General features: G+C 72.2%; 11 protein-coding genes. 3 read left to right on the top strand and 8 right to left on the bottom strand.

Going from position 1 to position 8771, the window contains the following annotated elements; all coding sequences use genetic code 11:
* Together G3I65_RS34550 and G3I65_RS34545 are read right to left on the bottom strand one after the other, a co-directional pair.
* A partial coding sequence (locus G3I65_RS34550) for a histidine kinase (RefSeq protein ID WP_160699818.1) occupies positions 1-1113 on the bottom strand: 1113 nt, incomplete at its 3' end.
* 55 nt (positions 1114-1168) lie between these two features.
* Complete coding sequence (locus G3I65_RS34545; protein WP_160699817.1) at positions 1169-1624, bottom strand: Lrp/AsnC family transcriptional regulator; 456 nt, start codon at positions 1622-1624, stop codon at positions 1169-1171.
* Positions 1625-1733: 109 nt separating this feature from the next.
* Here G3I65_RS34545 and G3I65_RS34540 point away from each other — a divergent pair, with 109 nt between their 5' ends.
* Entirely contained in the window at positions 1734-2141 is a 408-nt protein-coding gene (locus G3I65_RS34540; RefSeq protein ID WP_160699816.1) for a DUF2000 domain-containing protein, read from the top strand.
* A gap of 2 nt (positions 2142-2143) precedes the next feature.
* Here the strand turns inward: G3I65_RS34540 and G3I65_RS34535 are convergent, their stop codons facing one another.
* Positions 2144-2674: a snapalysin family zinc-dependent metalloprotease gene (locus G3I65_RS34535; protein WP_160699815.1), complete on the bottom strand. Its 531-nt coding sequence runs from the start codon at positions 2672-2674 to the stop codon at positions 2144-2146.
* 169 nt (positions 2675-2843) lie between these two features.
* Here G3I65_RS34535 and G3I65_RS34530 point away from each other — a divergent pair, with 169 nt between their 5' ends.
* The gene (locus G3I65_RS34530) at positions 2844-4778 is read left to right on the top strand and encodes an AarF/ABC1/UbiB kinase family protein (RefSeq protein WP_160699814.1); all 1935 of its coding nucleotides are present in this window, start codon (positions 2844-2846) and stop codon (positions 4776-4778) included.
* On the opposite strand, the gene lepB is transcribed toward G3I65_RS34530, so the two are convergent.
* Together lepB and G3I65_RS34520 are read right to left on the bottom strand one after the other, a co-directional pair.
* Positions 4702-5460 carry a signal peptidase I gene (gene lepB / locus G3I65_RS34525; protein WP_309235878.1) on the bottom strand — a complete coding sequence of 253 codons (759 nt, stop codon included), beginning with the start codon at positions 5458-5460 and terminating at the stop codon, positions 4702-4704. The two genes, G3I65_RS34530 and lepB, sit on opposite strands and share 77 nt — an antisense overlap.
* Positions 5461-5489: 29 nt before the next feature.
* Positions 5490-5822: a YnfA family protein gene (locus G3I65_RS34520; RefSeq protein WP_160699813.1), complete on the bottom strand. Its 333-nt coding sequence runs from the start codon at positions 5820-5822 to the stop codon at positions 5490-5492.
* 17 nt (positions 5823-5839) lie between these two features.
* Between G3I65_RS34520 and G3I65_RS34515 the strand changes: the two genes are divergently transcribed.
* Entirely contained in the window at positions 5840-6622 is a 783-nt protein-coding gene (locus tag G3I65_RS34515; protein ID WP_163046798.1) for a DUF4184 family protein, read from the top strand.
* On the opposite strand, the gene G3I65_RS34510 is transcribed toward G3I65_RS34515, so the two are convergent.
* Genes G3I65_RS34510 through G3I65_RS34500 form a run of 3 tightly spaced genes read right to left on the bottom strand, consistent with a single transcriptional unit; the run spans position 6612 to position 8745 of the window.
* Positions 6612-7013 (bottom strand): metal-sulfur cluster assembly factor, encoded by a 402-nt coding sequence (locus G3I65_RS34510; RefSeq protein ID WP_125310720.1) that lies wholly within the window; start codon positions 7011-7013, stop codon positions 6612-6614. The genes G3I65_RS34515 and G3I65_RS34510 overlap by 11 nt on opposite strands.
* Entirely contained in the window at positions 7010-7459 is a 450-nt protein-coding gene (gene sufU / locus G3I65_RS34505; RefSeq protein ID WP_125310722.1) for a Fe-S cluster assembly sulfur transfer protein SufU, read from the bottom strand. Before sufU ends, G3I65_RS34510 begins: the two co-directional genes overlap by 4 nt.
* Positions 7456-8745, bottom strand: coding sequence for a cysteine desulfurase (locus tag G3I65_RS34500; RefSeq protein ID WP_160699812.1), 1290 nt, complete (start codon positions 8743-8745; stop codon positions 7456-7458). Before G3I65_RS34500 ends, sufU begins: the two co-directional genes overlap by 4 nt.
* Between the last annotated feature and the right edge of the window lie 26 nt (positions 8746-8771).

Raw genomic sequence — 8771 nt, 5'->3', positions numbered from 1 at the left:
CCCACCGCCGCCGGGCCGGCCCGCGCCCGCCGCCGCAAGCGGGTTCGTCACCCGCGCCACCAGCTCCTGCCCCGCGACCGACACGACCACCGTCACCGGGACCCTACCGGCGTGCCGGACCGCGTTGGTCAGGCATTCCTGCAGGATCCGGTACACCTCCCGGGACACCACCGCCGGCACCGCGGCCAGGTCGCCGTCGATCGAGGCCGTCACGGCGGTGCCCGCCAGCCGGGTCGTCTCCAGGAGCGTCGGCAGCTCGGTCAGCGCCGGGCGCGGCGTGCGGGACGCCGCCTCCTCGCGCAGCAGGCCGAGGACGTGGTCGAGGTCGTCGAGCGCCGTGCGGGCCGAGTCCTCGATCGCGCCCAGCGCGCGCTCGGTGAAGGCCGGGTCGGTGCGCAGCGTCCGCCGGGCCGCACCCGCCTGGAGGGTGACGACGCTCAGCGCGTGCCCCACCGAGTCGTGCAGTTCCCTGGCCAGGCGGTTGCGCTCGGCGAGCTGCTCGGTCCGGCGTTCCAGGCGGGCGATGCGGTCGGCCGCGCTCATCCCGAGCAGCCCCGTCGCGGCCCGGCGCAGCAGGCCGCCGATCGCCCAGACCGCGTACACCAGCAGCACCCCGCCGAGGACGAACACCGCGGGCAGCCACGCCGACGCCCAGCCCACCGGCACCGTCAGCGAGCCGTCGGTCGTCTCGACGAGCCGGCCGGTGAACACCGCGCCCACCGACAACCCGATCGCGACCGGGACGAGCAGGCTGAAGAAGCTGACGACGAACCCGGCGACGACGTGCAGCACGAACATCCCCGCGGCCTGCCGCCTGCCGCGGCGGGTGTGCGGTTTCGCCGGGGCGTCCGGCACCGGGTCGTCCAGCAGCTCGCGGACGGCGGTGGATTCGAGCACGTGCACCGCGGGCAGGAACGCCGTGCCGGCCAGCACGAGCAGCGTGAGCCCGCCGCCGATCACGGTCGCCCGCTCCATCGTCGTGACGAACGGCAGCACCGAAGGCACGGCGATCGCGGAGAACAGCAGGTAGGGCACGCTGATCGCGCCGCCGAGGACGAGGTAGACCCAGCGGCGGTAGGTCGCCTTGGCCGTCAGGGGGCGGAGAACGCGCACCGGCCGATCTTCGCAGCCCCGAGCGGCGCGCGCCTCCCCCTCGCGATGGAGCCGGTCACGGCGACGGCGTCACGACCGCGCGGCGGAAGTGGTCGAAGATGACCGACGTCCGGACGTCGACGATCTCCTTGCGCTGGGTCAGCCGGTCGAGGACGAACCCGCTCAGCTCGTCGTTGTCGGCGACCGCGATGTGCAGCAGGAAGTCGTCGCTGCCGGACATCACGAACACCGACAGCACTTCGGGCAGGCCGGTGACGAACGCGCGGAACGACTCGATCACCGCGCGGTCGGGCGGCCGCAGCCGCACGGCCACCATCGCCTGCACCGGACGGCCGATCTTCTTCAGGTCGACCTCGACGCGGTGGCCGCGCACGATCCCGCGGCGGGTCAGCTCCCGCACCCGTTCCAGGCAGGTCGACTGGGCGATGTGCAGGCGGCGGGCGAGCTCCTTGTTGGTCTGCTTCGCGTCTTCCTGGAGCAGGGTCAGCAACGCCGCATCAAGTTCGTCCACCGGTGCCTCGTTCTCCCCCGCGCCGAGCAGGATTCGGGATTTCCGGCACCCTACCGAATCCGGCGCGGAGCCGGCCGCATCGGCTCCGTGGTTTGTCTACGGTGGCGCCATGATCACCAAATGCGCCATCGTGGTCAGCGAAGAGCTGCCCACCGGGCTCGCGGCGAACGCCGCCGGTGTCCTGTCGGTGACCTTGGGCCACCGCGTCGACGGCCTGGTCGGGGCCGACGTCGAGGACGCCGACGGCGTCGCCCACCCCGGGATCATCGCCACGCCGCTGCCGATCCTGGCGGCGCCGCGCGCGAAGGTCGCCGCCCTCGTACGGGCCGCGGCCGAGGACGACGAGCTCTTCTTCGTCTCCTTCAGCGCGCTCGCCCAGAGCTGCCGGACCTACGCCGAGTACACCGGCCGGATGGCGGCCACCACCACGGCCGGCCTCGACAGCGTGGGCGTCGCCGTGCACGGGCCGCGCAAGCGCGTCGACCGGCTCGTGGGATCCCTTCCGCTGCTGCGCTGAGCTCAGCGCACCGACACGCGGGTCTCGGTCCGCGCCGCCGCGAAACCGTTGACCCACAACGACTGCACCTTCGCGGCCTCGGTCGCGTCCGGGTTCGCGTTCTTGCACGCCGTGCCCGGGCCGTGGCCGGACATCAGCTCGGTGCACGGGCCGCTGTAGTGGTCGGGCAGGCCGAGGTTGTGGCCGAGCTCGTGCGCGGCGATCCGGGTCGGGTCGTAGCCCTCGGCGACCTGGCTGGTGTCGAGGTAGATGTCGCCGCGGCCGTGGCCGTTGGTGTTCGTGTACGAGCCGCCGCTGTGGGTCTCGTGGAACTTGATCGTCGCGCTCGTGTTCCGCTTGACCAGCTTCACGTCGGTGACGGCGGCGTTCCAGTTGGCCGCGCCCTGGTCGATCTGGGCGAGGTAGTCCGGCGCACCCGAAGAGCTGTAGTACAGCGTCGTGACGGTGGCCGCCGAGGCTTCGGGAGCGAATCCCAAGCCCAGCGGGGCCACCAGGGCCAGTGCCGCGATCCGGGCGATCACGCGTGCGTCCATCGTGTCTCCTTCGTCCGATTCAGAGAACACTTCACCGTGGTTCGAGCGATCAGGTTAGAAGTCCACGAACAATGGCGGCCACGGCCGAAAGTAGTTCCCTCGCGGGAGGGAGCCGGGTCCCGCCGCCGCGTGAGCCGCCCGGGCCCGCCGCCGTGGTCTGCTCTCCGGCGTGGACATCCTGCTGGGCCTGCTGACCCTCCCCCTGTACGCGCTGGTGCTGTGGCCGCTCGTAGTGGCCTCGCGCCGGGTGCTCGGCGTCCGGATCGGCGCCGTGCGGGCGCTGTGCGGCGCCGGCTTCGGCTGGCTCGTCGCGGGCGGGATCGCCCAGGCGTTCCCGGTTTCCCTGCGGCACAACGGCGGCGCGGCGCTCGGCCTGCTGATCCCGTTGGCGGGCAGCGCTTTCCTCGCGACGCTGATCTTCCTCCTGGTCGCCGAGATGGCCCTGCCGAACGGGCTCCGGGTGCGCGCGCTGGGCACCAAGATCGCGCGCGCCCGCCGGTACTCGCAGATCAGCCGGATCGCCATCAAGCACGGGCTCGGCCGCTACCTCGCGGGCCGCCGCGACCCCGACCTCGCCCCGGGACGGCACGCCAAGCTCGCCCGGTCCCTGCGCCAGGCGCTCGAAGAGGGCGGCGTGACGTTCGTGAAGCTCGGCCAGCTGCTCTCGACCCGCGCGGACCTGCTGCCGCCGGTGTTCGTCGACGAGCTCGCGAAGCTGCAGGACAAGGTCGCACCCGCCCGCGCCGACGCCGTCTGGGCCGTGCTGACCGCCGAACTCGGTGGCTCGCCCGACGACGTCTTCGCCGAGTTCGACCCCGAACCGCTCGCGGCCGCGTCGGTCGCGCAGGTCTACCGGGCGAAACTGCGCGGTGGCGAGGAAGTCGTGGTGAAGGTCCAGCGCCCGGGCGTGCGGGAGCAGGCCGAGCGCGACATCGACATCGTCCGGCGGGTCGCCGCGGCCCTCGAGGAACGCGCGGACTGGGCGCGCTCGCTCGGCGTCACCGACCTGGCCGACGGCTTCGCCGAAGCACTCGCCGAGGAGCTCGACTTCACCATCGAGGCCCGCAACATCGCCGCCGTGGCCGCCACTTCCCACCCCGACGTCGTGCTGCCGACCGTCCACAAAGCACTGTCCACCGAGCGCGTCCTGGTGATGTCCCGGCTGACGGGCAAGCCGTTGGAAGCGGCGCCGCCCGCCGACCGCAAGCGGCTCGCGCGGTCGTTGCTGCGCTGCCTGCTCGACCAGGTCATGATTGGCGGCGTCTTCCACGCCGACCCGCACCCGGGCAACCTCATGCTGCTCCCCGGCGGCCGCCTGGGCCTGCTCGACTTCGGCTCGGTCGGCCGCCTCGACGCCGGCCTGCGCGGTGGCCTGCAGAACCTGGTGCTGGCGCTGGACCGCGGCGACCCGGCGGCCCTGCGCGACGGGCTGCTGGAGATCGTCGACCGCACCGGCGACATCGACGAGCAGCGGCTCGAACGCGCTCTCGGCGCCCTGGTCGCCCGCCACTTCGGCCCCGGCCGCACCCCTGGCATCGACCTGTTCACCGGGCTCTTCCGGGTGGTCGCGGACTTCCGGCTGAGCGTGCCACCGCCGGTGGCCGCGGTGTTCCGCGCGCTCGCGACGGTGGAGGGCACGCTCACCGCCCTGGACCCGGGCTTCGACGTGATGGCCGAGTCCCGGGCGTTCGCCGCCGAGCAGGTCGGCGCGGGCCTGCGCCCCGAGCCGCTGCGCCGCACCGCGGTCAACGAGGTGCTGGCGCTGCTCCCGGTGCTGCGCCGCCTCCCCCGCCGCGTCGACCGCATCGGCGCGGCGCTGGAGGAGGGCAGGCTGTCGGTCAACGTCCGGCTGTTCTCGGACGAGCGCGACCGGGACGTCGTGACCGGCCTGGTCCACGAGGTCCTGCTGGCGTTCGTGGGCGCGGCGACCGGCCTGATGGCGGTGTTCCTGCTGACCGGCACCGGCGGGCCCCGGATCCTGCCGGACCTGACGCTGCACCAGGTGTTCGGCTACAACCTGCTGGTGATCAGCGCACTGGTGGGCCTGCGGCTGCTGTTCGTCGTCTTCCGGCGATCCGGACGGCGGCCACGATCAGCCCGGTGAGCCCGGCCGCGGACAGCACCGCCCCGCCGAGGACCCACCACCGCACCCCGGTCAGGGTTTCGTCGGCGAACGGGGTTCCCGGCAGGCCCGCGTCGGTGAACGCGTTCGTGCAGGCCAGCGGCGACGGGTGCAGCACGGACCCGGTACCGACCACGAACCCGGTGACCGCGGAAAGCGGGACGACGCCGAGGACGCGCGAATCGCGGGCCCGGCCCCGCTCGTCCCCGAGCACGAACACCGTCCCGTCGTGCAGGCGCGTGAGGTAGGGCGTGGTGGCGGGCGGATCGTGCGCGTAGGCGTCCTGGCTGAGGTAGGTCTCGGTGATCGGCTCGCCGTCGACCACGAGCCGCCCGTCGGTGCAGCAGGCGACGACGTCCCCGCCGACCGCGACGACCCGCAGCGCCGACGACCCGGCGGAATCCGGGTGGGCGAACGCGCCGCGGTCGAACACGACCAGGTCCCCGCGGTGGACCTCCTCGCCGTGGCGGACGCGCACGACGGCCGAATCCCCCGGCTTCACGGTGGGGCTCATCGCCGCGCCCGGCACCCGGTAGGACCGGTAGTCGAGGAAGTCCGTGCCCAGGCCGTAGCCGGCTGCCCCGAACCCGAGGAGCAGCACGGCGATCCACCCCACGAGGACCGGGGAAATCCTGCGGCGCCTCGGCGGCGCGAGTTCGGTCACGGTGATCTATCGAGCCGCGACCTGCGCCGTTACCCCGTCCGCGGCGCGTACATGATCACCGCGACCCCGGCCAGGCACAGCAGCGCGCCGATGACGTCGTAGCGGTCCGGCCGGTAACCGTCCGCGACCATCCCCCACACCAGCGAACCCGCCACGAACACACCGCCGTACGCGGCGAGGATGCGGCCGAAGTGGGCGTCCGGCTGCAGCGTCGCCACGAAGCCGTACAGGCCGAGGGCGAGCAGGCCGCCGCCGATCCAGAGCCAGCCCCGGTGTTCGCGGATTCCCTGCCAGATCAGCCACGCGCCGCCGATTTCGCAGATCGCCGCCGCGAGGAACAGGAGGATCGAGCGCAGGACCACCCCGGGATACTAGCCGCGTGCCGTTCACGCTGAGTCATCCCGCCGCCGTGCTGCCGCTGGCGAGGCGGCCGCTGGTGGCGTCCGCGCTCGTCGCCGGGTCGGTCGCGCCGGACGTCTTCTGGTTCGTGCCGCGGCTGCCCGGGATCGGGCTGACGAAGACCCACGAGCTCGCCTCGGTCCTCTGGCTCGACCCGCTTCTCGCGCTGGTGATCCTGGCCGTGTTCCAGCTGCTCCTGAAGCGGCCGCTGCTCGCGCTCGCGCCGAAGCCCCTCGCCGAACGGCTTCCCCGCGACTTCAGCTGGCGGCGGCCGGGGTGGATCGCCGTTTCCCTCGTGCTCGGCGCCGCCACGCACGTCGGCTGGGACGCCTTCACCCACGAAAGCGGCGGCTTCCCGTTCCTGCGGATCCCGCTGGTGACCGGCGTCGACGTCGGACGCCTCATCCAGCTGGTCAGCACGATCGCGGGCGCCGCCGTCCTCGCCTGGTGGCTGCGGAACTGGTACCGCACCACGCCCCGGCGACCGGCGCCGGAACCGATCCGGCACCGGCGGCCCGTCGTGGCCTTCCTGGCCGCCGGTGCGCTGACCGGTGTGGCACTCGAACTACTGCCGTTCCTGGCCCACCACGACCCGATGACCCGGGCGGGCGTCGCCGGCAACGCCACCTACCTCGTGGTCACCGGCGCCGGCAGCGGGTTCCTGGTCGCGCTCGCGCTCTACGCCGCCTGGTATAGGGCGTTATACACAAAGCGGGCCACCCCGGAGGGTGACCCGCTTCGCGAGACCGGACTCAGACGGTGAAGCCGAGGGCGCGCAGCTGCTCGCGGCCGTCCTCGGTGATCTTCTCCGGGCCCCACGGCGGCATCCAGACCCAGTTGATCCGGAAGTCCTTGACGAGGCCGCCGCTGGTCAGCGCGGCCGACGTCTGGTCCTCGATGACGTCGGTCAGCGGGCAGGCTGCGGACGTGAGGGTCATGTCGAGGGTCGCCGTGTTGTCCGGCTCGACGCGGATGTCGTAGACCAGGCCGAGGTCGACGACGTTGATGCCGAGCTCGGGGTCGACGACGTCGCGCATGGCCTCCTCGACGTCCTCGATCTTGGCGAGGTCGAGGTCCTGCTTCGCCGTGGTCTCGGCGTCGAGGTCGGCGGCGGTCCGGCCTTCGCGAGCGTCGGTGGCGGTGTCTTCGGTCATGCTTTCTCAGCTCCGTTGGTGGTCCGGGCGACGGCGTCCTTGAAAGCCATCCAGCCGAGGAGGGCGCACTTGACGCGGGCGGGGTACTTGGCGACGCCCGCGAAGGCGACCCCGTCCTCCAGCACGTCCTCGTCCGGCTCGATCTTTCCCTTGCCCTGCATCAGTTCCACGAAGGCGTCCATGGTGGTGAACGCCTCCTCAAGCGTGTGGCCGACGACCAGATCCGTCAAGACCGACGTCGAGGCCTGGCTGATCGAGCAGCCCTGGCCGTCGTAGGAGACGTCGGCGACCTTCCCGTCGTCGAGCTTCACCCGCAGCGTCACCTCGTCGCCGCAGGTCGGGTTGACCTGGAACGACTCGGCGTCGAACGGGTCGCGCAGGCCGCGCCCGTGCGGGTGCTTGTAGTGGTCCAGGATGATCTCCTGGTACATGCTCTCCAGGTTCACCGCGCCACCCCGAAGAACTTCTGGGCCTCCCGGATGCCCGCGACGAGCGCGTCCACTTCGGACAGGTCGTTGTACAGGTAGAACGACGCGCGCACGGTCGCCTGCGCGTTGCAGGCCCGGTGCAGCGGCCACGCGCAGTGGTGGCCGACGCGCACCGCGATGCCGAGGCTGTCGAGCACCTGGCCGGCGTCGTGCGGGTGCACGCCGTCGATCACGAACGACACGGTCGCGCCGCGGTCCTTCAGGTCCGTCGGCCCGACGATCCGGACGCCCGGGATGGCGCCGATGCCCTCGAGGGCCGCCGCGGCGAGCTCGTGCTCGTGCGCCGCGATCCGGTCCATGCCGATGGCCGAGAGGTAGTCGACCGCCGCGCCGAGGCCGATGGCCTGCGACGTCATCGGGACGCCCGCCTCGAACCGCTGCGGCGGCGGCGCGAAGGTGGAGCCCTCCATGCGGACCATCTCGATCATCGACCCGCCGGTCAGGAACGGCGGCATGGCCGACAGCAGCTCGGTGCGCCCGTAGAGGACGCCGATGCCGGACGGGCCGAGCATCTTGTGCCCGGAGAACACCGCGAAGTCGACACCCAGCGCGTGGAAGTCGACCGCGAAGTGGGGCACCGACTGGCAGGCGTCGAGCACGGTGAACGCGCCGACCGCGCGAGCCTTCTCGACGAGCAGCGAAACCGGGTTGACCGTGCCGAGCACGTTGGACTGGTGCGCGAACGCGACCACCTTCGTGCGCGGCGTGATCAGTTCGTCCACATCGGACAGGTCGAGCCGGCCCCCGGGAGTCACCTTGAACCACTTCAGCGTCGCCCCGGTGCGCTGGCAGAGCTGCTGCCACGGCACGAGGTTCGCGTGGTGCTCCATCTCGGTGACGACGATCTCGTCACCCGGGCCGACGACGAAGCGCTCGGCCTCGGGGCCCGCGGTGGCGGCGTTGCCGAACGAGTAGGCGACCAGGTTGATGCCCTCGGTGGCGTTCTTGGTGAACACCAGCTCCTCGGCGTCGGCGCCGACGAACTCGGCGATCTTCGCCCGCGCGGACTCGTAGGCGTCGGTCGCTTCTTCGGACAGCTGGTGCGCGCCGCGGTGCACGGCGGAGTTCGACGTGAAGACGTAGTCGCGTTCGGCTTCGAACACCGCCTGCGGACGTTGCGAGGTCGCTCCGGAGTCCAGGTACACCAAGGGTTTCCCGTCGCGGACGGTGCGCGACAGGATGGGGAAGTCGGCCCTCAGGGCCGCCACGTCGAGTGGCAAAGAGCTGGCCGAGGTGGTGGTCATCGGGCCGACTCCTCTCTTTCTCGGTG

The sequence above is a fragment of the Amycolatopsis sp. SID8362 genome (assembly GCF_010550475.1).
GTDB classification, from domain to species: domain Bacteria; phylum Actinomycetota; class Actinomycetes; order Mycobacteriales; family Pseudonocardiaceae; genus Amycolatopsis; species Amycolatopsis eburnea.
The sequence above is the reverse complement of the archived record's forward strand: the minus strand, read 5'-3'. Positions and strand labels throughout refer to the sequence as shown.

Bases quoted from the DNA above. Each gene is read 5' to 3' on its own strand.
- G3I65_RS34535 (WP_160699815.1), bottom strand. From the start codon at position 2,674: ATGGACGCACGCGTGATCGCCCGGATCGCGGCACTGGCCCTGGTGGCC.
- G3I65_RS34510 (WP_125310720.1), bottom strand. From the start codon at position 7,013: ATGACCGAAGACACCGCCACCGACGCTCGCGAAGGCCGGACCGCCGCC.
- G3I65_RS34540 (WP_160699816.1), top strand. From the start codon at position 1,734: ATGATCACCAAATGCGCCATCGTGGTCAGCGAAGAGCTGCCCACCGGG.
- G3I65_RS34500 (WP_160699812.1), bottom strand. From the start codon at position 8,745: ATGACCACCACCTCGGCCAGCTCTTTGCCACTCGACGTGGCGGCCCTG.